The following is a 25,039-nucleotide window of genomic DNA, read 5'->3' as shown; positions in this document are numbered from 1 at the left end:
TCAAGTTAGATTTTACTGAGGTCTACTGACAGACAAAAAAGTGATCGGCTTGAATGGTATTGAGCGATCGGCATCATGGTATTACGCAATAGAGCCAGAAAGAGTGATAATAGTAAGTAAAACACCTACTGATAGGCCTAAGTATAAATGTAATCGCCTGAATGTTTTTCGCCATGAAAGCTTTAGTGTCATTAATTAAATAGCCGTAATGAGTAATGCAGGTTTATTGGGCATTAAGGAATGATTATTTACGCGGTATATTATATGGTTTTTGATATGAGTTGTGCGGCATTTTGTCGCACTTATTAAATTAGGTATTTAGAAAGTAAAACGCCAGCCCTTGGCTGGCGTTAAAATACAAGCTTGAAGCTTATTTAAGCTTTAGGCCCTGCATTTTTTATATCGTCTGATACGTCATACTTAGCAAAGTTTTCAGTGAAGTCAGCGGCAAGTTTTGCTGCATATTCATTGTACTTAGCTTTATCTTCCCACGTATTTATAGGATTAAGTAAGTTAGTATCTACACCTGGAACTGCTACCGGTACATCTAGGTTTAAAACATCAATGTGCTGAGTTTCAACACCGGCTAATTTACCAGATACGATTGCATCAACTACTGCGCGAGTAGTCGGAATATCAAAGCGCTTACCTGTGCCGTAAGGACCGCCAGTCCAACCTGTATTGACAAGGTATACTTTAGCGCCAAACTCGCGTACGCGCTTCATAAGAAGCTCAGCGTAAACACCTGCAGGACGTGGGAAGAATGGCGCACCAAAGCAGGTTGAAAACGTTGATTCAATATCGCTAGTAGAGCCAATCTCAGTTGAGCCAACTTTAGCTGTGTATCCACTTAAAAAGTGAAAAGCAGCAGCTTCTTCGCTAAGAACAGATACCGGTGGTAATACACCGCTTACATCACAAGTTAAAAATACAACAGCTTTTGGTTCGCCTGCGCGGTTTTCTACTTTACGTTTTTCAACATGTTCAAGTGGATATGCTGCACGGCTATTTTGAGTAAGGCTAGTGTCGTTAAAATCTGGAACGCCTTTTTCATCTAGCACTACATTCTCTAAAATAGTACCAAAGCGAATTGCATTCCAAATTACAGGTTCGTTCTTTTGTGACAGGTCGATACATTTAGCATAGCAACCGCCTTCAATATTAAACACGCTTCCAGGTGCCCAACCGTGTTCGTCATCACCAATTAAAAAGCGAGTAGGATCTGCTGAAAGAGTTGTTTTGCCCGTACCAGATAAACCGAAGAATAATGCTGTATCACCTGCTTCACCAACGTTAGCAGAACAGTGCATTGGTAATACACCTTTTGCTGGTAGTAGGAAGTTTTGTACAGAAAACATCGATTTTTTCATTTCACCGGCGTAGCGCATACCTGCTAGTAATACTTTACGCTGTGCAAAGTTAATAATAACGGTGCCATCGCTATTTGTGCCATCACGTTCCGGCTCGCATACAAACGAAGGAACGTTCATTACTTGCCATTGTGGTAAGTTTGAGGCGTTATAGTTTTGTGGTTCGATAAACATGTTTTTGGCAAAAATATGGTGCCACGCTGTTTCTGTAGTTACGACTACAGGTAGATAATGCTCAGGGTCAGCGCCAACTTCTAGGTGAGAGGTGAAGTGGTCATTACTTTGAACATGTGCTTCTACGCGAGCCCATAATGCGTCAAATTTTTCTGCATCAAATGGGCGGTTAACGTTGCCCCATTGAATGTCATCTTGAGTTGTTGCTTCTTGAACAATAAAACGATCTTTTGGTGAACGGCCAGTTCGTTTTCCTGTAATTGCAACAAAAGCACCATTTGCGGCTAAAGTACCTTCGCCACGGCGGATCGCATGCTCGACAAGTTCAGCTGCGGTTAAATCGACAAAACGTGTAGCGCCTGTAGTCATGTTTATACCTAACTATAATGTGTGAGAGTTTGAACGGGATAGCTCTGGGGTTATCAGTACCCTTAAGCTGAAATTATAGTAACAGAAGGTTTTGAGATATTCGAGCCCGTAAAGCCTCTAAAAACACATATATTTGCTAAAAAACATGAATAATTTCAATGATACCGGTGTCAGTAAATTAACAAAGTTCATGACACCGGTATCATCTTTTTATAATATAAAACCGCATATTTTGCGGCTTTAATTACTATATATAAATGAAGCTGAACATTTAGTTGAAAATGCTTTTTATGTCTTGTTCGTTAAAAACATACTCTTTTAAACAGTAATGACAGTTAATGTTAACAGTCCCTTTCTCAGCTACATCTTTGAGTAGTTCTTCTTGTCCAATATTAACAAGTGCAGTAATTGTTTTATCACGACTACAACCACATTTGAATTTAATCGCTTGAGGTTCAAATACGCGAGGATTATCTTCGTGATAAAGACGTGTAAGAACAGTGTTCGCATCTAAGTGTAACAACTCTTCATCTTTAATGGTGTTACTTAATGCTTCTAAGTGCGCAAAGTCTTCAATTGATTTTTGTTTATCAACTGGGAGTACTTGTAAAAATAGACCACATGCTTTTGCGCTACCTTCAGTTGTGTCGGTTGCAAACCAAAGACGTGTCTTTAATTGCTCTGATTGCTCAAAGTAACTTTCTATACATTCACTCAGAGTATCGTGCTCTAAGGGCACTATACCTTGGTAACGTTCACCCTTACTTGGTGTAATAGTGATCACCATATAGCCTTGGCCAATAAGCTCTTTTACAGTTGTACCCGTAATTTCGCTTTGCAGGCGTGCAATACCACGCATGTTTTGTTTGTCATCACCATTTATAACAGCATATTTGACAGGGCCATCACCTTGAAGCTGTACTGCAATTTCACCTTCAAACTTTAAAGTTGCGGTTAGTAAACAGGTTGCAACAAGTAGCTCACCTAGTAATGCTTTAACAGGGTCAGGGTAATTGTGGTCGGCAATCATTTCATTATAAGCATTCTCGATTTGTACGAGTTCGCCACGAACATCTAGTTCGTTGAATAAATAACGGTGAAGTAAATCTTGTTGCATGAGTGGCTATACCTAACTTGATTTCATTTTTAAAAGTTCGCGTCTTTGCTTTTTATCTGGTTTTTTATCCGGATGAGGAGCAAAAAAACTGTTATTTTTGCGTGCGATGCTGTTTTCTTCGCGTTTAGCAATACTTGCATCAGATTCTTGATACATGGTCTGTGCAATGGGGGCGCTTTGACGTTTTTCAAGCACTAAGAGTATGGTTATCAGCTTTTCATCTACTCCTTGTGCAAGTTTTATGTTTGCGCCAACTTCTACTATTTTACTCGCTTTTGTACGTTGTCCATTATAATGCACTTTGCCGCCTTGTACCATTTCACGTGCAATAGCACGAGTTTTATAAAATCGCGCAGCCCATAACCATTTATCTAATCGAACTTTTAACCCATCCGCATGGTCTGAGTTGGTATTAGCGTTACTTTTTTTACTCATAAGGCATTTCCCCACGTTTTATAGCTTAAAATTTATCATGAAATCATCGTAGGATGAAGGTATTACAACAGCCGTTTACTTTTTATACGGTTATGTAAAGTTAATTGAATCTGTTTACAAAGTTTAATATTAGTGTGCTTGTTGAAAGAAAAATGAAAGGGTACTATGGGTACGCGCTAACGCAGTAAATTAAAATAAGAACACTATTTATGGAACAGCAAATCCAACAACTAAAACAATTTTTAACTCGTTTACCGCATGCTAAGTTAAGTGCATTAGTGACACTCTTAGTTGTTGTTTATCTTGCATTTTTATTATCAAAACTTGTTTGGCTTTTGTGGCCAAAACCACCGATAACTCTGCTTACCCCTAGCCATCATGCTAATCAGTCATCTGGTGCGAGTAATAACTCTGCGCAGCATATTGTTGAGCAATTCTTATTTGGTAAAAAAACTGTAACAAACAACAATAATACTGCAAAGCAATCGCAGGTTATAAACAATGCGCCAGAAACACGCCTAAGTATAAATTTAACCGGTATTGTAGCGGTTAATAACGATGATAAAGCAGGTATCGCAATTATTGAATCACAAGGTAAGCAAGTAAGCTATCTTGTTGAAGAAGTTGTATTAGGCACGCGCGCTGAAGTAGCACAAATATTACCAGATCGTGTTATTTTGAATGTTAATGGGCGTTTTGAGACTTTGATGCTTGATGGGCTCGATTTTAATAAAACGGTATCTATGCCAGTACTCGCTGCCCGTGATGATGCTGAAATGGGTCCGCAAAAATTAGAGCTAAGTGAACTACAAATAGATGCTACTGCAGATCCAGACGTTAAAGAAGCAATTATAGAAACACGTGAAGAACTGCTCGAAGAGCCAGGCAAATTATTTGACTATATACGTGTTTCACAAGCCATGAATGATGGCGAACTAATCGGATATCGTTTAAGTCCAGGTAAAGAGCCTGAACTATTTAAACAAATGGGATTAAAAAATAACGATTTGGCTATTTCTATAAATGGCTATCAATTAACAGATTTAAAACAGGCTATGTCAGCTATCAACGAGCTGCGTAATAGTACAGATGCCAATATCACTATAGAACGTGATGGTGAACAAATCGATGTGCAATTTAGTCTGCAATAATTTAGCTTTGGAGTTTTAATATAATGGTTCAGGTGCTACACCTCAAAAAAATTAAAAAAGGGTTAGCTAAGTACGCAGCACTTTTTTTGGCGGCAAGTATTTCTTTGTCTGTTTCTGCTGTTGAATATGCTGCTAACTTTAAAGGAACTGATATCAACGAGTTTATTAATATTGTTGGTAAAAACCTTAATAAAACAGTGATTATTGACCCTAACGTGCGCGGCAAAGTAAATGTTCGCAGCTATGAGTTAATGGACGAAGCACTTTATTATCAGTTCTTCTTAAATGTATTGGAAGTTTATGGCTACTCAGCTGTTGAAATGGACAATGGCATAATTAAGATAGAAAAAAGTTCAGACGCCAAAAAATCAAATGTACCACTTATTGACGAAGGTAGTGAAGCTAGCGGCGACATGATGATTACACGTGTTGTACGTGTTAAAAATGTAAGTGTACAAGAGCTTGGCCCTTTGGTTCGTCAATTTAGCGATCAAAAAGATGGTGGCCACGTTGCCAACTTTAATGCGGCTAACGTTATGATGCTAACGGGTCATGCAGCATCGGTTAATCGCTTAGTTGAGATCATTCGCTCTGTTGATCAGGCGGGTGACAAGCGTGTAGACATCGTTAAGCTTAAATATGCGACGGCAGATGATGTTGTCTCTGTGGTAGATAATATTTATAAAGACAGCGGTAAAGGCAGTGTACCTGAATTCTTAATTCCAAAAGTTGTGGCTGATGGCCGAACTAATAGCGTTATTGTAAGTGGTGAAGGCCAAGCACGTACACGTGCTATTGAGCTCATTAAGCGCTTAGATGGTGAGCTAGAAAGCCAAGGTAACACCAAGGTGTTTTACTTAAATTATGCTAAAGCTGAAGATTTGGTCAAAGTATTGCAGGGTGTTAGTAAGTCCCTTGTTGAAGATGCACAAGGCGGTACTACTAAAACTCGTAGCAGAAGCAATAATGAAAGCAGTATAGAGTCTCACCCTGACTCAAACTCATTAATTATTACCGCACAGCCAGACACAATGCGATCACTTGAATCTGTAATTGAACGCCTTGATATTCGCCGTGCCCAAGTATTAGTTGAAGCCATTATTATTGAAGTAATGGAAGGCGACGGGGTTAACTTAGGGCTGCAATGGATTTCTGAGCAAGGCGGTATGCTGCAGTTTAACAACGGCACTACGGTTCCCGTGGGCTCGTTAGCTGTTGCTGCAGAGCAAGCACAAGATGTAACTGTTACTAAAAATATAATAGGAACAGAATCTGGTACTGTAACGCCATATACGGAAACAACAGAAGGTGATTATGGTCCATTAGCCTCCTTACTTAGTGGCATAAATGGTTTAGCGCTGGGCGTTGTTAAAAATGATTGGGGCGCAATTATTCAGGCTGTTGCCACTGATACAAATTCAAATATATTGGCTACCCCTTCTATTACTACAATGGATAACGAAGAAGCTTCTATTTTAGTCGGTCAAGAAGTGCCTATTATTACAGGCTCACAAACGGGCAGTAATAATGCTAACCCATTTCAAACAGTTGAGCGTCAAGAAGTCGGTATTAAACTGATAGTTACGCCACAGATTAACGATGGCTCTGCAGTACAACTTACTATTGAGCAAGAAGTATCGAGTGTAAGTGGTGCAACTGCTGTTGATATTTCAGTTAATAAACGTGCAATTAAAACAACGGTTATGGCCGATGATGGCGGTATGGTTGTACTTGGCGGTTTAATTGACGAAGACGTACAAGAAAGTGTTTCTAAGGTACCGTTATTAGGCGATATCCCTATTTTAGGTCACCTGTTTAGATCAACAAATACAACGCGTCGTAAGCGTAATCTTATTGTATTTATTCGCCCAACCATTATTCGTGATGGTGTAAGCATGAATAAGTTAAGCTTTAATAAATATAACTTTATTCGTGGTGAGCAGTTTAAACAAAAAGAAGACGGTATTGAGTTAATGCCAATGACGGATACGCCTATTTTACCTGAGTGGAATGACGAACTAGTACTTCCACCTACGTATGAAGAGTCTCTACGTAAACAAAATGCACAAGAGCGTAAAGATGACTAATGCGATTCAAGAGATAAACCAAGATGTGGTTCATCCTCAAACGCATAATCAGGATGAGCTATTAACGAGTGATGTGTTAGTTGAGTTACCAGCAAAGCGTTTGCCATTTTCCTATGCAAGACGCGCAGGTGTGTTGCTTGGTAAAAACAAAGATCATCGTATAGTTTACTACCGTGGTGAGCTAGATGTTGAAGTACTATTAGAAGTACGCCGTATCGCAGGCCATGGTTTTACACTTGAGCAATTGGATGATGATAAATTTGAGCTATTGCTTGAAGCGTCATACCAACGTGATAGCTCTGAAACGCAACAAATGATGGAAGATATTGGCAACGAGGTTGATTTATTCTCACTTGCTGATGAGCTCCCGCAAACTGAAGATTTACTTGCTGGTGACGATGATGCGCCAATCATCAAGCTTATTAATGCCATGCTAAGTGAAGCGATTAAAGAAGGGGCTTCTGATATTCATATCGAAACCTTCGAGCAAGAGCTTGTTATTCGCTTTAGGGTCGATGGCGTGCTTAAAGAAGTACTTAAGCCTAATCGTAAACTTGCATCGTTACTTGTATCTCGTATTAAAGTAATGGCTAAGCTTGATATAGCTGAAAAACGTATTCCACAAGATGGTCGTATTAGCTTACGTATTGCAGGGCGTGCAGTTGATGTGCGTGTATCTACAATGCCATCGAGCTTTGGTGAGCGCGTAGTACTGCGTTTACTTGACAAAAACAACGCGCGATTAAACCTTGAAGATTTAGGTATGACCGCAGAAAATCGCGCTTTGTTTTCAGATTTAATTAGTAAACCCCACGGCATTATTTTGGTAACAGGGCCAACGGGCTCTGGTAAAAGTACCACTCTATACGCTGGTATGAGCCAAATTAACTCACGCGATCGTAATATTCTCACCGTTGAAGATCCAATAGAGTACGAAATTCCAGGCATTGGGCAAACACAAGTTAATGCAAAAGTTGATATGACATTTGCACGTGGTTTACGTGCAATATTACGTCAAGATCCTGATGTAGTAATGGTGGGTGAAATACGCGATCTTGAAACTGCGCAAATTGGTGTTCAAGCGTCACTTACCGGTCACCTTGTTATGTCTACTTTGCATACAAATACCGCATCGGGTGCAATTACACGTATGGAAGATATGGGTGTTGAACCCTTCTTACTTTCATCGTCGTTACTCGGTGTGTTGTCGCAACGCTTAGTACGTACGTTATGTAATACTTGTAAAGAAGGTCACACGGCTGATGAGCATGAATGCCAGCTGTTAGGGGTTCCTTTTGAAAGCCAACCGACAATCTATCGAGCGGTGGGGTGTGAAGAGTGTAACTTCAATGGTTACCGTGGTCGTACAGGTATTCATGAGTTACTTGTAGTTGATGAAACCATACGCGAAATGATTCACAACGGTAAAGGCGAGCAAAGCGTAGAAAAATACATTCGTAAGCGCAGCCCAAGTATTCGCCAAGATGGGTGTAGCCGTGTACTGGCAGGCAAAACAACGCTTGAAGAAGTATTGCGTGTTACCCGTGAGGAAGGTTAACTATGGCGGCGTTTGAATATCGTGCCTTAGATGGCCGAGGTAAAGAAAAAAAAGGCATTTTAGAAGCCGATACGGCTAAACAAATCCGCCAAACTTTACGTGATCAAAAACTAACGCCGCTTGAAGTTGTTCCTGCGGCGCAAAGTGATAAACAGGTCAAAGGCGAAAAAGCCCCTTTACTCGGTGGCTTTTTTAAGCCGACAATTTCAACCTCAGATCTAGCATTAATTACAAGGCAATTAGCAACACTTATTCAATCGGCACTTCCTGTTGAAGGCGCTGTTATGGCGGTTGCTGAGCAATGCGAAAAGCCGCGTTTAAAGCGGATGCTTATGTCGGTACGCTCAAAAGTAGTTGAAGGTTACACCCTTGCCGATGGTCTTAGTGAGTTTCCTCATGTTTTTGACGATTTATATCGTGCAATGGTAGCCGCAGGCGAAAAGTCGGGGCACCTTGACCAAGTACTTAATCGTTTAGCCGACTATACCGAGCAGCGCCAACATATGCGTAGCCAAATAACTCAGGCTATGGTTTACCCTATTATATTAGTGGTATTTGCAATTGGTATTGTGTCGGTATTACTGGGCACCGTAGTACCAAAAATATTAAAAACGTTTGAAAAAACGAAACAAGTACTTCCTTGGACAACCGAATGGGTTATGGCAGGCAGCCATTTTGTGCAAAATTATTGGTTTATTAGTTTAATAGCTATTACAGCTATAGCCATTGGTATTAAGCATGCACTTAAGCAGCCTAAAATACGTTTTTGGTGGGATGACCGAGTGCTACATATGCCAGGTATAGGTAAAGTGGCTCGTGGTATTAATACCGCACGTTTTGCGCGTACTTTAAGTATTTTATCGTCAAGCTCAGTACCATTACTTGAAGGAATGCGTATCTCGGGCGGCGTATTAATTAACGAAAAAATTAAAAAAGCGGTTGCAGATGCATCCGACAGAGTAAGTGAGGGTGCAAGCTTAAGAGCAGCACTTCAGCAAACTAAGTTGTTTCCACCAATGATGCTGCATATGATAGCAAGTGGTGAAAAATCAGGTGAACTAGAGCAAATGTTAGAGCGTGCTGCAAATAACCAAGATCGCGAATTTGAGAGCATGGTTAATGTATCGCTTAAACTACTAGAGCCTGCGATGATCGCCTCAATGGCGGTTATTGTATTATTTATAGTAATGGCAATATTGCAGCCAATAATGGCGATGAATAAAGCTGTTGGACTTTAAGTTAGAATAAATTTTTAAATATATTAATGGTTTTACCTAAACCATTTTTACTTAAATGTTTTTAGAATAATGAGGTAATTACGTGAATAAACAATCAGGTTTTTCTTTACTAGAAGTGATGGTGGTACTGGTTATCATCGGGATGATTATGTCAATTGTTGCACCTAACATTATGGGTCAGCAAGAAGAGGCTGCTATTGATAAAGCACATCTAGATATCCAGCAATTAGAAGATGCAATGAGCTTATACAAGCTTAAAAATAAGAGCTACCCAAGCACAGAGCAAGGTCTGGAAGCGCTAGTTACCCAAACAAGCATTGAACCGGTTCCAAAACGTTTCCCTGATGGTGGCTTTATTAATGAATTACCAGAAGATCCTTGGGGTAATACTTATCAGTTAATTAGCCCAGGTGAAATTGGCAAGTTTGATATTTTTTCTATGGGCCCAGACGGTGAAGCAGGTACTGATGACGATATCGGTAACTGGGACGAAGAAAAACAATAATGCTTAAGTACAGCGTTCTGTATGAACATGTTAATGCTAGAGGCTTGCTATGAAAACAAGCCTTAAGCAGCGCCATGCAAAAAACAGAGGCTTTAGTTTAATAGAAATTTTAGTGGTATTAGTGATCATCGCTTTTGCCACAAAAATGGTGGTATATAGCTTAGAAGGTGGTGCTGAGGAGGAGTTAGATACTCAAGCACTAAGGCTGCATACCACCATTAATATGGCATCGGAATTTGCTATTTTAAACCAAGTTGAATTGGGCTTATTAGTAGAAGAAAATACATTGGAGTATTTAGTTTTCGATGGTGAAAAGTGGATTACTTTTGACCGTGAAGATCTTTTTAAACCAATAGAATTAGATGAAAGATTAAAGCTCACTCTTAACTTAGAAGATTTAGCGTGGGCGCAAGATAACCTCTTAGAGCAATCTAACTGGCGCGAGCTTATGAGTGGCGGCGATGAAGACAGTTTACTTGAGCTTAAAAAGTTAAAAATACCACAAGTACTTATTTTGTCATCAGGTGAGGTAAGCGCGTTTCAACTTATATTAGAGTTAAAAGAGCAAAGCGAGCCTGTGTATTACATTGAAGGTGAATTTACTGCACCAGTAAACTTTCGCCGAGAGCCAGAATAATGAAGCGCACTAAAGGGTTTACCTTATTAGAGGTGTTAGTGGCATTAAGTATTTGTGCCATGGCGGGTATAGCTGCAATGCAAGCAACAAGCGAGCATATACACCACTTAACGACTATTGAAGAGCAAACCTATGCATCTTGGGTCGCCGAAAACGTTATTATTGAACAGCGTACTAAAGGCGAACAATGGCAAGGTAAAAATAACCTTAAAGGCAGCGAAGTAATGGGTGGTGTTGAATGGTTTTGGCAACAAGAAGTTACAGCCACTGCTGACAAAAGCTTTGTAAAACTAACCATAAATGTTTTTACGGATGAAAAATATGAGCATTCAGCATATGAGTTATCAACGTATTTAAATAAAGGCAAAAAGTAAGTGAAGCAGCGCGGGTTTACATTACTTGAAGTTATGGTTGCACTGGGTATTTTAGCTTTTGTTATTATTGCTACTCATCAAATACTCGAGACGACAACAAGAGCAAAAGATGCCTCCGATGAAAAGATTGCTGAGCTAAATGGATTGCAAACAACATTTAGATTAATGGATCAAGATTTTAGCCAAATGACCAAACGCGCAGTTCGCAATGAGTCGGGTGATGTTCAAGAACAATATTTACTTGCTGGTCGTTACGTTTTAGAAAGCCAATACGATGGTATCGCGTTTGTACGAGATGGCTGGATAAATCCAATTAACTTATTGCCACGTTCAGAACTACAAGCCGTTGGTTATAGAGTGATTGACGATAACCTTGAGCGTGTTTATCGGGTTTATGTTGATCAGCTTGATAATATGGAGCCGCGAGTTCAACGTGTGCTAGAAAATGTTGAAGAACTTAAGTTTGAGTTTTTAGATGATAAAAACGAATGGCAAGAACAGTGGGAAATTAAAGCCCTCCCTAAAGCGGTTGCTGTTACGTTGCAACAAATAGAAGCAGAGCCAATTCGTCGTGTATTTTTAGTTCCTGGGCAAGGCAAAGTTGTTGCTACACAAAGTACGGATGTGAATAATGGTTAAGCAGCAATCATCGCGCGGCGCAGCACTTGTTATTGTTTTGTTTATTGTGGCATTAGCGGCTATTTTAGCAGTAGAAATGAGTGCTAATTTAATGGTTCAAGTGCAAAAAAGTACAAACTTGCAAGGTCACCAACAAGCTAAATGGTACGCCTACGGTGCAGAAGAGCTTGCTATTAAAGGGCTAATACAAAGTAAAAAAGATGATGCCGATAAAACAACACTCGATCAAGTGTGGGCAACTCAAGGAGATGCTTCATACCCTGTTGATAACGGCACGTTAAGTGGCAAAATTACAGATTTACAAGCATGTTTAAATTTAAATGCTTTAGCCATAGCGCCAGAAGAAAATAGCGCAAGTAAAACAAACCCTGCACACAAAGCGCTCTTTGCATTACTTGAAAACATTGAAGATTTACCTGCTGACGAATCAGAGGAGACGATGGCAGATAGTGTATTTGATTGGCTTGATGAGAACAGTATTACGTATCGCTCAGGTGCAGAAGAAGACGAGTACTTATCACGAGATTTTCCGTATATGACAGCCAATAGTTTATTTGCCTCAATATCGGAGCTGCGTTTAGTTAAGGGCTTTAACCCATTAGTGATGGAAAAAGTATTGCCATATGTATGTGTAATACCAGGCAGTACGCTTTTATCAATTAACGTAAATACATTAATGCCAGAGCAAGCGCTCATACTCAGTGCCTTGATAGAAAGCTTGAGCTTATCTGGCGCAGAAGCGGTGTTAGGCGCAAGACCGCAAACTGGATTTGACACCATCGATGAATTTTTTGAACAGGTGAAGCAGCAAGGCGGTACTAATACTGACTCAATAAAAAGTCTATTTAGTATTAAAAGCGAATATTTTAAATTACAAACGCAGGCAAACTTTGTCGATCTGCGTTTTTCGATGACCACATTACTGCACGCTAAAGACGGCGACGTAACGATACTGGCGCGAAAATTTGGAGGCGTACAGTGACAGAAATACTGTTGATCCGCACGGGTCAAACCGAACAAGAATTACTTAACTGGTTAATTTACTCACCACAAGAACAAGAAATAATAGCCAGTGGCGAGTTACCAAATGCAGAGCATTTAAGTGAGCTAAGCGAAAAAGCACTTACCCGAGAAGTTGTCGTGTTATTACCCAGTGACCAAGTGCAATTAAAAACGGTCGCTTTGCCAACAAAATGGAATCGCAAGCTTGAGCAAGCATTGCCATACATGCTTGAAGAAGATATAGCATGTGACGTAGATGAACTGTTTATAGCTGTAGCGCAGCCGACAATGCTTGGTGAGCAACATGCAATTCGTGTAGCAATGACAGACCGTGAATGGTTTGAACAATGGCTCGCATTATTTGCTGAGCATAATCTATCAGTATACAGAATATTACCCGATGCTTTGTTGTTACCGCTTGCAGATGATGGTGCCGTAACTGCTATTGAGCTCAACAACCAATGGTTGTTTAAGCAAGGGCAATGGCATATTAGTGCGGTTGAATCTAGTTGGTTGAATGGCTATTTATCAGCCATGGGTAACCCCGACATTAAACATTTTAGCCCTGCTAATCAGTTTCCTGAAAGCGTTAACTTACAAGCCCAAACAAGCGATTACGATTTACCTCTAGCATTATTTGCAAAACAGTTAGATAGCGTTAATTTTAACTTACGCCAAGGTATGTATCAGCTTAAAAAACAAAGCGCTTTGTGGTGGGGTTACTGGAAAGGCGCCGCAATTATAGCAAGTGTTGCATTGGTTTCTACAATTACAATAAAAGCTATTGAGTTACACCAACTTAATACACAAGTGGAAGTAGCTAAAGCTCAAGTAGTCGACAGATATCAAAAAGCATTTCCGGGAACTAAAGTTCGCCCTAATCTAATTAAAAGCCAAATTAAAGGCGCGTTAGATAAAATACAAGGCTCAAGTGAATCCGGCTTTTTAGACTTAACGACTAATTTGGTTGATGTGTTTTCGCAAGTCAGCGAATTTACACCTGAAACACTTCGTTATGACAAACGTCGCAATGAGCTGCGAATTCGTGCACGGGCTAAAGACTTCCAAACTTTTGGTAAAGTAAAAATCATACTTGAAAAGCAAGGTTTAACTGTTGAGCAAGGGTCTTTAAATAATGACGGTGATTATGTCGTAGGCGAAATTAAACTGCGAGGTGCAGTATGAAAAAGCAGTTAATGAAACAGTGGCGTTCGCTTAAAGAGCAAGAACAACAATTGGTAATGGTCGCTGGTGGCGTGTTTATTATTTTTGTTTTAGTAATGGGAATATTTAGGCCATTAAATAACGCGATAGAAAAAGCACAGCAATCTCAAATTAAACAACAAGAGCTATTAGCTTGGGTTGATGACAGTATTGTTAAGCTAAAGGCTGCAGGCAACACCAGTGTTGCTAGCAATACAAACTTAAGCCAAGTGGTAAACTCTACTCGTGGACGCTATAAGATCAATATTAGTAAAATGCAGCCCAGTAGTGATTCTCTTCGTTTAACGCTCGACTCAGTAGAGTTTAATCAGTTAATAGAATGGCTAGATGAGCTAGTAAACCAGCATGGTTTAAAAATTGAAAATTTAGATTTAAGTCGCGATGATAAATCAGGCTATGTGCGCGTAAGCCGTTTAGTATTAGAGAATTAATTAATGAAAAAAATAATAACGTTATCGGCTGTCTTTTTAATTAGTTTTATTGTGTTTTATATTATTAAATTACCAGCACATATTGCACTAGATATAGCAAAGCCGTATTTTCCAAAGCAATTAGAAGTAGGCCAAACTGTAGGCACTGTTTGGCAAGGTCAAATGATGCAAGTTCGTTTTGATGGTGAACAGTTAAATAATGTGCGCTGGGATATTGCAGGCTGGAAATTATTTACGGGCAAACTAAATGCGAACATAAAATTTGGTAACCCACGAGAACGCAGTGATATTTCGGGTTACGCAGATGTAAGTTATGGGTTTTTTAATAAAAAAGTAATAGTGACTGATGCCCTAGTACGCTCCACTGTAGAGCGTGCAATGCAACGTGTGCAACTTCCTCTGCCTGTTACCGCTAAAGGGCGTGTGATTTTAGAACTTGATGAATACAGCTCAGGCGCACCTTATTGTGATTCACTAAAAGGTGAAATAGCGAGCCCTAATATTGATGTTCAAGGTTTAAATGGATGGTTTAATATTGGACCTCTAGCTGGTAAGTTAAGCTGTAAGTCGGGTGATGTTGCTATATTAATTGACCCAGATAATACGCTTGGCCTTGAGGCAGATGCTACACTCAAAGCTAATTTCGACTTTAGAGTGGCAGGTTATGTAAAACCAGATGCCAGCTTACCTAAAGATGTACATGATGCGGTTAAGTTTTTAGGCCGACCAGATAACCAAGGTCGCTACCCGCTCAACTTTTAATGTTTTAATATAAAGAGTTTTAATGCAAATACCCCAATTTACTGAGTTGCACGCAAAGCAGCTCAGCTCATTTTTAAATACCCAATCTCAAGCAATGACCCTTGTACAAAGCCAAGGCTATTTATTTGGTGTAATTTGTTCGCCTAACCCATTAGATGTACATGAGTGGCTTGAGCAGATATTGCCAAACACAGCTAATGATTTAGATGAAGAAATGCTTTTTTTGTTTATGGCGCTTTATCACAAAATTAGTGAGCAGGTGTTCGAAACTGGATATAAATTACCAGACACATTTGATGCTGAATTTTGTAAGTCGTGGAGTAAAGGCTTCTTAGTTGCAACGAAAGCTTATGCAGAACCTTTGTTAAATGCACCGCAATTAGACGTTGATTTTAAACAAGCACTAGAAAGTGCGTTAAGCACACTAAGCTTTTTTGCACTCGACCAACTAGCAATAGCTCAGATTGCCAAACAAAATAACATGACAATAGAAGCTTTGTGTCAGTATCAGTATGAATCTATGGGTGACTTTGCATTAGGGTTTGCTGAACTAATTGAAGTGGTCGCAATTAATAGCGGCTTGATAACCGACGAGAGTTGGGAAGAGTAATTATTAATACTAGGCGCTTAGTTTAATCTAAGTGCCTAGCTCTAATATAATATCCGTACAGCCTTGTTTGCACTTTACTATGCCTTTACCAGGCTCGCTGGTGGCTAAATCAAGTGTTAAAACCCCATTACACTTCTCACACTTTAATGTTTTGCCTTGCGCTAATTGCTTGAGCATATTGCGCTGCTTATGAAATGAGTCGCTTGCTTTTTTATTTAATCCTGAAAAATCCACTACTTTGCTCGCTTTTGCTCTAATGCTTCAGTCACTATTTTACATACCGTATTTAAACGGTCGTCATAAAAATAAAGGTTTAAGTCACGCTCACGACAATAGCGTAGGTGAAATAACTGAACAGAGTCATCTGTTGTAAACGTTTTTTCTACATACTCACCTTCAGATTCAGATAGTTTAAGTTGACTGCTGATCCTATTTTTCGCCATATTTGCAGCGGGGCTTCTGTTGACCTTGCTTGCATCACTTAAAAAGCCAATGCCTTCACCTAGTAACCTTTCGCGAGGTTCTTTTATAAGTGGGTGATCGATTGTAAAAAAGGCAAGGATCACAACTACCAAAATAATAAATTTTTTCATGGATACGTAAACCTTGATCTAAGTAGGGTTGAATTACCATGCAGTGTAATAAACTGCATTTTAAAAGCAAGTAACTGGGATGAATAAATTATTAGCAATCTATGCCAGTAATTTTAACCAACATTGTTATAATGGTTAACAGCAGTCAGATATTTCTGAAATATCTGAAAGTATTCGAGAAGGCAATTTATTAAAGTAAATATGCCTAGCAAGTAACTTGCTAACTTTAAGTATAGAGTACTTGAGTATTGCTGGATTTTTATTTCCAAGCGGCGTTGAGGAACTTCGATGGACAAGCAAATTAAAGTAAAGAATATCCCTGTAGAGGTGAAAATCCAAAAACCGGATTTAAGCCGTCAAGATGATAGGTTCAATCCCCGAAATCGTATTTATGTGCGTGCTGTAAAAGGCCTACATCAATTACTTAGACAGCGCATTGGCTTTTTAGGCCTGCTTGCGTTTATGTTACTACCTTGGATTAATTTTAATGGCCAGCAAGCTGTGCTGTTTGATCTAATTGGTCAAAAATACAATATTTTTGGTTTAACGCTATGGCCTCAAGATTTTACTATATTAGCGTTTATCTTTATGTTGGCAGCATTTGCGTTGTTTTTAGTGACCACCTTCTATGGACGGGTGTGGTGTGGCTATACATGTCCGCAAACTGTTTGGACTTTTATTTTTATTTGGTTCGAAGAAAAGCTTGAAGGCACGGCTAATCAACGTAAAAAACTCGATCAACGACCCATGAATTTTGATAAGTTTTGGCGTAAGACGGCAAAGCATACTAGTTGGGTATTGTTTTCGTTGTATACCGCAATTTCTTTTGTGGGTTATTTTACGCCAATAAGGGAGTTACTCCCTGACTTTGTAACGTTTGATGTAGGCGGTTATGCACTAGTCAGTATTATTTTCTTTGCAGCGTGTACTTATGGTAATGCCGGTTGGATGCGAGAAATTATGTGTTTACACATCTGTCCTTACTCTCGTTTTCAATCAGCTATGTTTGATAAAGACACATACACCGTAACGTACGACGAAAGCCGAGGTGAAAGCCGTGGTCCTCGTTCACGTAAAGTAGATCATAAAGATTTAGAACTAGGCGACTGTATAGACTGTAACTTGTGCGTTCAAGTGTGCCCAACAGGTATTGATATTAGAAATGGGCTACAAGCTGAGTGTATCAACTGTGGTGCATGTATTGATGCGTGTGATGGCGTAATGGATAAAATGGAATACCCGCGTGGGCTTATTTCATATACGACAGAGCGAAATCTCGAAACCCCAGAAAATAAAACAAATCCACTGCGAGCTAAAATTATTGGTTACACGGTCATACTTGTTGTGCTTACGGGAGCGCTTGTCGCTAATATAGCACTGCGTAAAACAATGGACTTTGATATTATTCGTGACCGAAACCAATTATATCGTGTCGATTTTGATGGTTTAGTAGAGAACACCTATACATTAAAGGTAATTAATAAAGCGCAGTACGAGCAAACCTTTAATATTAAAGTACAAGGGTTAGATAACTTTAAGTATATTGGTAAGCAGTCATTTACTGTGCAGGCAGGGGAATCTCATAACGTACCATTGTCACTTGTAATGGACCCTTATGATTTGAAGGCGCCGATGACTGAGTTTAACTTTGTGCTTTCACCGGTAGATGAGCCGGATGAGACAATATCGCAGTCGAGTAACTTTTTTAAAGCGCGATAATCGCAACTTACCTTAATTAGGTAAGTTGATATAGCAATTAACAAAAGCGGGTATATAACCCGCTTTTATTTTATATAAGAAGAGTATGAGTAAATTTAGTTTTATTGACTTAACACCTGATCTAATACTCGATGCAATAGAAAGCGTAGGTGTATACGCCGAATCTGGTTTATTAGCGCTCAATAGCTATGAAAACAGAGTGTACCAATTTAAAGCGGATGATGGCCTGCGTTACGTAGTGAAGTTTTATCGCCCAGAGCGCTGGAGTAAAGAGCAAATTCAAGAAGAGCATGACTTTGCATTTGAACTAGCGGATGCAGAAGTACCCGTTGTTGCCCCTATTTTATATAATGGGCAAAGCTTGTTTGAACACGAAGGGTATTTGTTTGTGTTGTTTCCAAGTGTAGGCGGGCGTTTATTTGAGGTTGATAATTTAGATCAGCTTGATGTAATGGGGCGATTAATTGGCCGAATGCACCAAGTAGCTAAAACAAAACCTTTTACTTATAGGCCAACAGTTACCTGCGAGGAGTATTTGCATACAGCCAAAGTTCATCTTCAAAAAAGTAACTTAGTGCCCATGGGAATAAATACTGCCTTTTATACTATTTTAGATTTAGTGATAGAGCAGGCGCAAAAACAGTATAAAGATGTGCAAAGTATTCGCTTACATGGTGACTGCCACGTTGGTAATATTTTATGGGCAGGTGATGCGCTAATGTTTGTTGATTTAGATGACAGCCGCCAAGGTCCTGCAATCCAAGATTTATGGATGATGCTCAGTGGCGATAGAGCGACGCAACTGTTACAGTTAGACACCCTTGTAAATGCGTATGAAGAGTTTTGTGATTTTGATCACTCTCAACTCAAATTAATTGAACCGCTGCGAGCAATGCGTATTATCCATTATATGGGATGGGTAGCTAAACGATGGAGTGATCCTGCTTTTGTGCGGAACTTTACATGGTTTGCTGATGACAAATACTGGGAGCAACAAATTTTAGCACTGAAAGAGCAGCTTGCAGCATTGCAAGAAGCACCGTTAAAGTTATTGCCGTAATATTTTATTTAAAGACAAGTACAACGAGATACAAATGCTTAAAAAATTAAAACTGAGTTTATTACTTTTATGTTTACCATTTGCAGCACTTGCTGCACAGTTTGAAGTTGATAATCAATACACTGTTATAGATGTAGACAAAAGCAAGTCACCGCAAGTAACCGAGTTTTTCTCATTTTACTGTCCACATTGCTTTAAGTTTGAACCAGTAGCAAAAGCAATTGAAAAAGGCTTGCCAGAAGGCGCTGAGTTTATTAAAAACCACGTTAACTTTTTAGGTGGCGTGTCGCCACAAGCACAAAGTAATTTAAGCTTTGCCTACTTAATTGCTAAGCAGCATGGTCAGGCGCAAAGCATTAGCGATCAAATTTTTAAAAGTATCCATGTTCAACGTGCACCATTAACTGAAATGAAAGACGTTAAAAAATTACTTGAAGTAAATGGTATTGATAGCGCAACGTTTGATCAAGAGATTGCAAGCATGCCTGTTATTTCAGCTGAGCAAGCAATGCAAAACAAACAGAATAAATATTCAAAATTAGGCGCACTTACAGGTGTACCTACTTTTATTGTTAACGATAAATATAAAATAAACCTCAACACCATCAAAAATCAAAAAGAACTTGATGAGTTAGTAGCGTTTTTATTAGCACTATAAATTTCGGAGTATAATAATGATTAAATTAGTTAAAGCAGGTTTGCTTGCAATATTACTTCCTATGGCAGCAACAAGCTTTGCAGCAACGTATGAAGAAGGCGTGCATTACGACGTAGTTTCTGAGCGTGCAACTAAAAAGCCAGAGGTTAAAGAGTTCTTCTCATTTTACTGCCCTGCATGTAATAACATGGAAGCACTAATTGGTGAGTTTAAGCCTAAGCTTGATAAAAACGTTAAATTTAAAAAGAGCCATGTTGATTTTGTAGGTGTACGTGACCCAGAAAACCAACAGATGATGAGCCAAGCTCTGGCGACAGCTGAAGTGCTTCCACAAAAAGATCAGATTATTTCTGCAATCTTTAATCATATCCATACAAAGCGCGCTAAATTTAATGAGCTTGCAGATGTAAAAGATATATTTGTAGCGCAGGGCGTTGATGGTGATAAGTTTGATAAGCTGTTTAAAAGCTTCTCGGTACGTACGCTGAGCTCTAAAATGAAACGCGATCAAGACTACTTTAAAGAAAAAGGCGCACTTCGTGGCGTACCTACCTTTATTGTAAATGGTAAGTACAAATTAAACCTAGGTCGTGAGTCGGGTATTACTAAACCTGAAGACATTAGCAAATTAATAAATTACTTAGCTAACAAGTAACTTTAGCTAAAACAAAAAAAGCTCCTTAAGGAGCTTTTTTTGTTTTATAAGGATATAGCGATGGAAAAAATATTAGTATCGAGTTGTTTGCTAGGGCAGCCTGTTCGCTACGATGGCAGAGGACACGCAATTTTGCATCCACCGCTTAATTTGTGGCAAAAACAAAATAGGTTAATTGTGTTTTGTCCTGAGGTCGCTGGTGGGCTTCCTACTCCTAGAGCTCCTGCTGAAATAATACAGGGGAGTGTAGTTACTAATTTAGGAGAAGATGTAACAGAACAGTTTCAAACTGGAGCTAATATAGCGCTAGAACTCTGTAAAAAGAATCAAGTTCGTTTTGCTCTACTTAAAGAATCGAGCCCTTCTTGCGGACGAAATACAATATATGATGGAAAGCATCACGGAGTAAAAATCGAAGAGCTAGGTTTAACTACAGCATTATTAATAAAAAATGGTATTCAAGTATTTAGTGAAGAGCAAATACCAGCACTTATAAAAGTACTGGCACTTTAATTTTGGCTGGTTATTTGCGCTGTAAGAAAACACCCGACTCAATGTGATGTGTATATGGGAACTGATCAAATATAGCAAAGCGCTTAACGTTATGCGTACGTGTTAAGTGATCAAGGTCACGCTCAAGAGTTTCAGGGTTGCACGATATATAAATTATGCTTTCGTAGTTAGCTACTAAGTCACACGTTAATTCATCCATGCCCGCGCGTGGTGGATCAACTAATATGGTTTGGCAGTCATAGCTTTTTAAATCAATCCCTTCTAAACGCGAAAAAGTACGCTCGCCATTCATTGCTTGAGTAAACTCTTCACTCGACATACGAATAATATCTAAGTTTTCTACGTTGTTTTTAGCAATGTTGTATTGAGCAGAATGAACAGATGATTTTGATATTTCCGTAGCTAATACTTTATTAAAAGAACCTGCTAATGCAATTGAAAAGTTACCGTTACCACAATACAGTTCTAGTAAATCATTTTTAAGTGGTTTACATAAATCTTGTGCCCACTCCAGCATATTAATATTTACTTTTGCATTAGGCTGAGTAAAGCTATTTTCTACTTGTTGATAAATAAGCTCTTGCCCATTAACTGTTAAACGTTCAGTTACAAAGTCATCACCTAGTACTTCTTTTTGTTTACGAGCACGGCCTATAAAGTCAATTTTGTATTTACTGCTAAGCTTTTCTTTCAGTGCTTTAATTTCACTTAACCATTCATCATCCAGTGGTTTGTGATAAAGCAAGCTTACTAAAATTTCACCGCTTAGCGTTGATAGGTAATCGATTTGAAATAACTTACGGCGTAATATTTCACAAGGCTTAAGATTTTCAATCATCACCTGCATTATTTCACCTACTAGAGGCGCTGCTGGATCAAATGTATCAACACGGATTTTTTCTTTTGTTCGTTGATCAAACATAATGTGAAACAGATCATCACCGTCGTGCCATACTCTAAATTCAGCACGTTGGCGGTAGTTAGTTGGCTCTGAGCTAAATACTTCTAATTGCTCCACACCAAAACGTTGAAACTGCGCACTAATACGCTGCTCTTTTTCACTTAACTGCGCTTGGTACTGTGTGGTATCTATTTTAATAACTGCCATTAACGCTACTACCTTATCTAAGATCTGTTTATCGGCGCTATTGTAGGGAGCGCTGCGTATTTGTCTAGTTTTGGCTAGCATTTATGCTGTTTTATTGAACATTGTACTTTAGTTTTTGTTGTTGTAGCCGATAATAAACTACGCACGCTTAGGAGACGAATCATGAAAATAGGTAATTATGGCTTTACGCCAAACAACAACATCAATAAATTCAATAATAAAGCTGATATACAGCAACCTACAATTACGTCTCCTCAAGATAGCTATCAACAACGAGGCCGAGAGTTGGCCGCAAACGTGCTTGGCGATAAAATGGCTGAGCAGCTTGGATTGCCTATCGCAGAAAAAAAAGCAGATAAACCACTATTTGATTTTGATGAAATAGTAAAAAACGTACTCGATTTTGTAAGTAGTGCTGTTAATAAAGCAAAAGCTAACGGCGCTGATGACGAAAAGCTCAAAGATATGTTAGGCGATGCGCGCAAAGGCGTCCAAATAGGGATAGACGACGCTGTTGATGAACTCAAAGGTACAGGCGTATTTAATGATGACATGGAAGAGGGCATTAATAAGTCCAAAGAGGGAATTTACAATGGGCTGGATAAGTTTGAAGAGTCGTTATTTAACCCACAACCTGCCAGCGTAAATATAAGCCAGGCCCAATACGTCAGTATGACGAGTAATGCAGAGTATAAATTTACTACCGCAGAAGGCGATGAGGTAAGTATTAGCTTTGCTGATGCATTTGAATCTCAATCGGCAAGTGGCTATCAGCAAAATAGTAATAGTGAGTCGTTTGCAAGCTCATCATCGCAATCTCGACAGGTATCATTTTCGATGTCGGTAAATGGTGACTTAAACGAGCAAGAGCAAGAAGCTATTAATGCGATGATGGAAGACTTACAAGATTTAAGTAAAACCTTTTTTGGTGGTGATTTAGATGAAGCATTTGAACAAGCGCAAGAGCTGAGTTTAGACAGCGATCAGCTGGTGGCTTTTTCTATGGATTTACGCCAAACAAAAACAATAGCAACAGTTAAAAGCTATGAAGAATATAAACCAGCACCAGAAAAACAAGTAGCAGAGGGTTTAGCCCCTTTTAATGACGACCTTAAAAATGCTTTTGAAAAAGCGGGTGAGCTTGGATTACAAAATCAGCTAGCTGGCATTCTCCAATGGTTAAATCAAGATCAGGAACAAATAGATAAGTTAGTAGATTATACAAAGTCTATGTTCGAAAACCTTAATCAGTTAAATTCAGCAGCCAACAGGCTTACTGATTTAGAAGCCACGCAAAGTTAAACTACTTTCTTTTATAAAAACCTCATGGCAAACTGCCGTTCTTAAAGTAAAGTAGGAACGGTAGTTTGTCAGCGCATATAATGGTCTTTGATTCAGGTATTGGTGGAACTACTGTACTTGAACATATCAAGCAAAGTATCCCCAATGCTCAGTACAGCTATTTTATGGATAATGCATTACTACCTTATGGTGCTCAATCCCAACAAACTATAATTAACCGGTTATGTTCACTTATTCATTTCATCAAAGCCAACACGCTTAACGTCGATTTAATTGTAATAGCGTGTAATACAGCTTCTACATCTGCACTCAGCGCTGTTCGCCAAATTACGGATATTCCTATTGTAGGTGTTGTGCCAGCAATAAAGCCTGCGGCAGAATTAACACGCTCAAATCATATTGGCTTGTTAGCCACACCGGCAACGGTCGCCAGTTCATACACAAAAACATTAATTGCTGAACATGCACGTAATGTGATCGTTAATCTGTATAGCAGTGTTGAATTAGTAACGTTAGCTGAGGAATGCTTTTTTACAGGCTCTTTAGATACAAATAAGTTGTATCAAGTACTTGATGAACTACATATAGATAAAACAATAGATGTACTTGTACTAGGGTGTACGCACTTTCCGATATTAGCAGAGCCGATTAGTCAGTATTTTGAAGGGAATGTAAAATTACTTGATTCAGGTGTAGCGATAGCAAATAGAGTCAACTTCCTACTTAACCAACTTAACTTATGTGTGGATAAACAAACAGACATAAAAAAGCCGCTGCAATATTATGCAACGGCTGATGTGTTTAGCAATAAGCTAGCGGTAAAGCTAGTTACACTGACTGATCCGTCTCAGTACGTAGAGCATTAGAATCATCTTCTTGTTTTTGTTTTGCTTCACGTACCTTTAAAGTACGTTGTTGGAACTCGCTATCGTTCAAGTTAGCAATTGCATTGTCTGCATCAGCTTGCGCCATTTCAACAAAACCAAAGCCACGACGTTTGCCAGTATTCTTATCCTTTAATAAACGAACATTGAATACTTTGCCTTGTTCTTCAAATAATGCACGAACCACACCTTCGTTTGCACGATAAGGAAGGTTACCAACATAAAGCGTTTTTGTTTTAACTTCAGCTTCTTCAGTCACATCAGATGATATTGCAGCAATAGCAATCGCACCTATTAATAAACCAGCACCAAATAGTAATGCAGGGTTTAAAGCTAAGCCGCCTAAAGCAAACTCAACAACAACAAAACCAACTACAGCAAGAATAACAGAGAAGATAAAAGATTTTTGATCGGGTAATTTCATTTTAGATCTACCAATAAACAGGAAATAAACATTAATTTAACATTGTGAACTTGCTATCTTAACGCCTAAATCAAACATAGCAATGATATTTGTATTAAATAATAAATAAGAGCATAAAAAAGCATCATCTTAGACGGGTTTTCATGTGGTTTTACGTGGTTTTGTTCTATTTTTGTTCGAACAGTAAAAAGATCTAAAAAAAGGGTTGATCTGTTTTCGGATCTCCCTATAATGCGACCCCACTGAGACGGGAAAGGCCAACGCATAGCGAGGCACGAACTACTCAGAGAGTTAAATAAAACTTCGGTTTTAAATCTTCCAAAAGAAAATTTAAAACAAAGTGTTGACTCAAAAAATAAAGGGTGTATTATTCGCATCCCTTGAGACGCTAAAGCGACTCAAAACGTTCTTTAACAATATAAAGCAATCATCTGTGTGGG

Annotated in this window: 27 protein-coding genes; 20 read left to right on the top strand and 7 right to left on the bottom strand. The window is 39.0% G+C overall.

Annotation, left to right across the window (positions count from 1 at the left end; all coding sequences use genetic code 11):
• Positions 1-374: 374 nt before the first annotated feature.
• From GQR47_RS19065 to hslR, 3 genes are all read right to left on the bottom strand, one after another.
• Positions 375-1,913, bottom strand: a complete 1,539-nt coding sequence (locus tag GQR47_RS19065) for a phosphoenolpyruvate carboxykinase (protein ID WP_039488561.1) — start codon at positions 1,911-1,913, stop codon at positions 375-377.
• A 271-nt stretch (positions 1,914-2,184) separates the two neighbouring features.
• Positions 2,185-3,030 carry an Hsp33 family molecular chaperone HslO gene (gene hslO / locus GQR47_RS19060; protein ID WP_165724353.1) on the bottom strand — a complete coding sequence of 282 codons (846 nt, stop codon included), beginning with the start codon at positions 3,028-3,030 and terminating at the stop codon, positions 2,185-2,187.
• A 12-nt stretch (positions 3,031-3,042) separates the two neighbouring features.
• Positions 3,043-3,465, bottom strand: a complete 423-nt coding sequence (hslR, locus tag GQR47_RS19055; protein ID WP_165724351.1) for a ribosome-associated heat shock protein Hsp15 — start codon at positions 3,463-3,465, stop codon at positions 3,043-3,045.
• Between the two features lie 209 nt (positions 3,466-3,674).
• Here hslR and gspC point away from each other — a divergent pair, with 209 nt between their 5' ends.
• From gspC to GQR47_RS18990, 13 genes are all read left to right on the top strand, one after another.
• Positions 3,675-4,616, top strand: a complete 942-nt coding sequence (gspC, locus tag GQR47_RS19050) for a type II secretion system protein GspC (RefSeq protein WP_165724350.1) — start codon at positions 3,675-3,677, stop codon at positions 4,614-4,616.
• A gap of 23 nt (positions 4,617-4,639) precedes the next feature.
• Entirely contained in the window at positions 4,640-6,703 is a 2,064-nt protein-coding gene (gene gspD, locus GQR47_RS19045) for a type II secretion system secretin GspD (protein WP_002962030.1), read from the top strand.
• A complete protein-coding gene (gspE, locus tag GQR47_RS19040) occupies positions 6,696-8,261 on the top strand; it encodes a type II secretion system ATPase GspE (RefSeq protein WP_002962032.1) in 1,566 nt (521 codons plus the stop codon). Before gspD ends, gspE begins: the two co-directional genes overlap by 8 nt.
• Before the next feature lie 2 nt (positions 8,262-8,263).
• Positions 8,264-9,499 carry a type II secretion system inner membrane protein GspF gene (gene gspF / locus GQR47_RS19035; RefSeq protein WP_002962033.1) on the top strand — a complete coding sequence of 412 codons (1,236 nt, stop codon included), beginning with the start codon at positions 8,264-8,266 and terminating at the stop codon, positions 9,497-9,499.
• 82 nt (positions 9,500-9,581) lie between these two features.
• On the top strand, positions 9,582-10,004 hold the full coding sequence (gene gspG / locus GQR47_RS19030) for a type II secretion system major pseudopilin GspG (protein ID WP_002962036.1): 423 nt from the start codon (positions 9,582-9,584) through the stop codon (positions 10,002-10,004).
• A gap of 49 nt (positions 10,005-10,053) precedes the next feature.
• Positions 10,054-10,641, top strand: coding sequence for a prepilin-type N-terminal cleavage/methylation domain-containing protein (locus tag GQR47_RS19025; RefSeq protein ID WP_165724348.1), 588 nt, complete (start codon positions 10,054-10,056; stop codon positions 10,639-10,641).
• A complete protein-coding gene (gspI, locus tag GQR47_RS19020) occupies positions 10,641-11,015 on the top strand; it encodes a type II secretion system minor pseudopilin GspI (protein WP_002962039.1) in 375 nt (124 codons plus the stop codon). Before GQR47_RS19025 ends, gspI begins: the two co-directional genes overlap by 1 nt.
• Positions 11,016-11,654, top strand: coding sequence for a type II secretion system minor pseudopilin GspJ (gene gspJ, locus GQR47_RS19015; RefSeq protein ID WP_010555413.1), 639 nt, complete (start codon positions 11,016-11,018; stop codon positions 11,652-11,654).
• Entirely contained in the window at positions 11,647-12,636 is a 990-nt protein-coding gene (gspK, locus tag GQR47_RS19010; RefSeq protein ID WP_165724347.1) for a type II secretion system minor pseudopilin GspK, read from the top strand. Before gspJ ends, gspK begins: the two co-directional genes overlap by 8 nt.
• The gene (gspL, locus tag GQR47_RS19005) at positions 12,633-13,841 is read left to right on the top strand and encodes a type II secretion system protein GspL (RefSeq protein WP_154904188.1); all 1,209 of its coding nucleotides are present in this window, start codon (positions 12,633-12,635) and stop codon (positions 13,839-13,841) included. Before gspK ends, gspL begins: the two co-directional genes overlap by 4 nt.
• Positions 13,838-14,311, top strand: coding sequence for a type II secretion system protein M (locus tag GQR47_RS19000; protein ID WP_024596393.1), 474 nt, complete (start codon positions 13,838-13,840; stop codon positions 14,309-14,311). The genes gspL and GQR47_RS19000 overlap by 4 nt, the downstream gene beginning before the upstream one ends.
• A gap of 3 nt (positions 14,312-14,314) precedes the next feature.
• Positions 14,315-15,073: a type II secretion system protein N gene (locus GQR47_RS18995; protein WP_024596394.1), complete on the top strand. Its 759-nt coding sequence runs from the start codon at positions 14,315-14,317 to the stop codon at positions 15,071-15,073.
• A 22-nt stretch (positions 15,074-15,095) separates the two neighbouring features.
• A complete protein-coding gene (locus tag GQR47_RS18990; RefSeq protein WP_024596395.1) occupies positions 15,096-15,683 on the top strand; it encodes a UPF0149 family protein in 588 nt (195 codons plus the stop codon).
• A 27-nt stretch (positions 15,684-15,710) separates the two neighbouring features.
• On the opposite strand, the gene GQR47_RS18985 is transcribed toward GQR47_RS18990, so the two are convergent.
• Together GQR47_RS18985 and GQR47_RS18980 are read right to left on the bottom strand one after the other, a co-directional pair.
• Complete coding sequence (locus GQR47_RS18985; protein ID WP_002962050.1) at positions 15,711-15,917, bottom strand: hypothetical protein; 207 nt, start codon at positions 15,915-15,917, stop codon at positions 15,711-15,713.
• Positions 15,917-16,276: a hypothetical protein gene (locus GQR47_RS18980; protein ID WP_002962051.1), complete on the bottom strand. Its 360-nt coding sequence runs from the start codon at positions 16,274-16,276 to the stop codon at positions 15,917-15,919. Before GQR47_RS18980 ends, GQR47_RS18985 begins: the two co-directional genes overlap by 1 nt.
• Positions 16,277-16,564: 288 nt before the next feature.
• Here GQR47_RS18980 and ccoG point away from each other — a divergent pair, with 288 nt between their 5' ends.
• The 5 genes from ccoG (at position 16,565) to GQR47_RS18955 (ending at position 20,881) form a co-directional block, all read left to right on the top strand.
• Entirely contained in the window at positions 16,565-17,995 is a 1,431-nt protein-coding gene (gene ccoG / locus GQR47_RS18975) for a cytochrome c oxidase accessory protein CcoG (protein ID WP_002962052.1), read from the top strand.
• 85 nt (positions 17,996-18,080) lie between these two features.
• Entirely contained in the window at positions 18,081-19,055 is a 975-nt protein-coding gene (locus tag GQR47_RS18970) for a serine/threonine protein kinase (RefSeq protein WP_024596396.1), read from the top strand.
• Between the two features lie 34 nt (positions 19,056-19,089).
• A complete protein-coding gene (locus tag GQR47_RS18965) occupies positions 19,090-19,713 on the top strand; it encodes a thiol:disulfide interchange protein DsbA/DsbL (RefSeq protein ID WP_002962054.1) in 624 nt (207 codons plus the stop codon).
• A 16-nt stretch (positions 19,714-19,729) separates the two neighbouring features.
• Positions 19,730-20,368: a thiol:disulfide interchange protein DsbA/DsbL gene (locus GQR47_RS18960; protein WP_002962055.1), complete on the top strand. Its 639-nt coding sequence runs from the start codon at positions 19,730-19,732 to the stop codon at positions 20,366-20,368.
• Between the two features lie 60 nt (positions 20,369-20,428).
• Positions 20,429-20,881, top strand: a complete 453-nt coding sequence (locus GQR47_RS18955) for a DUF523 domain-containing protein (RefSeq protein WP_024596397.1) — start codon at positions 20,429-20,431, stop codon at positions 20,879-20,881.
• A gap of 10 nt (positions 20,882-20,891) precedes the next feature.
• Here GQR47_RS18955 and trmA read toward each other — a convergent pair whose 3' ends face one another.
• Positions 20,892-21,989 (bottom strand): tRNA (uridine(54)-C5)-methyltransferase TrmA, encoded by a 1,098-nt coding sequence (gene trmA / locus GQR47_RS18950; protein WP_024596398.1) that lies wholly within the window; start codon positions 21,987-21,989, stop codon positions 20,892-20,894.
• Positions 21,990-22,151: 162 nt separating this feature from the next.
• On the opposite strand from trmA, the gene GQR47_RS18945 reads away from it, so the two are divergent.
• Complete coding sequence (locus tag GQR47_RS18945; protein WP_024596399.1) at positions 22,152-23,291, top strand: DUF5610 domain-containing protein; 1,140 nt, start codon at positions 22,152-22,154, stop codon at positions 23,289-23,291.
• 65 nt (positions 23,292-23,356) lie between these two features.
• A complete protein-coding gene (murI, locus tag GQR47_RS18940) occupies positions 23,357-24,157 on the top strand; it encodes a glutamate racemase (protein WP_024596400.1) in 801 nt (266 codons plus the stop codon).
• Here the strand turns inward: murI and GQR47_RS18935 are convergent.
• Positions 24,120-24,599, bottom strand: coding sequence for an RNA-binding protein (locus tag GQR47_RS18935; protein ID WP_024596401.1), 480 nt, complete (start codon positions 24,597-24,599; stop codon positions 24,120-24,122). The two genes, murI and GQR47_RS18935, sit on opposite strands and share 38 nt — an antisense overlap.
• Positions 24,600-25,039 lie beyond the last annotated feature (440 nt).

It is taken from the genome of Pseudoalteromonas sp. Z1A2 (genome assembly GCF_011378755.1).
GTDB lineage: Bacteria > Pseudomonadota > Gammaproteobacteria > Enterobacterales > Alteromonadaceae > Pseudoalteromonas > Pseudoalteromonas distincta.
Note: the sequence above shows the minus strand (reverse complement) of the source record. Positions and strands in the feature narration are given on the sequence as shown.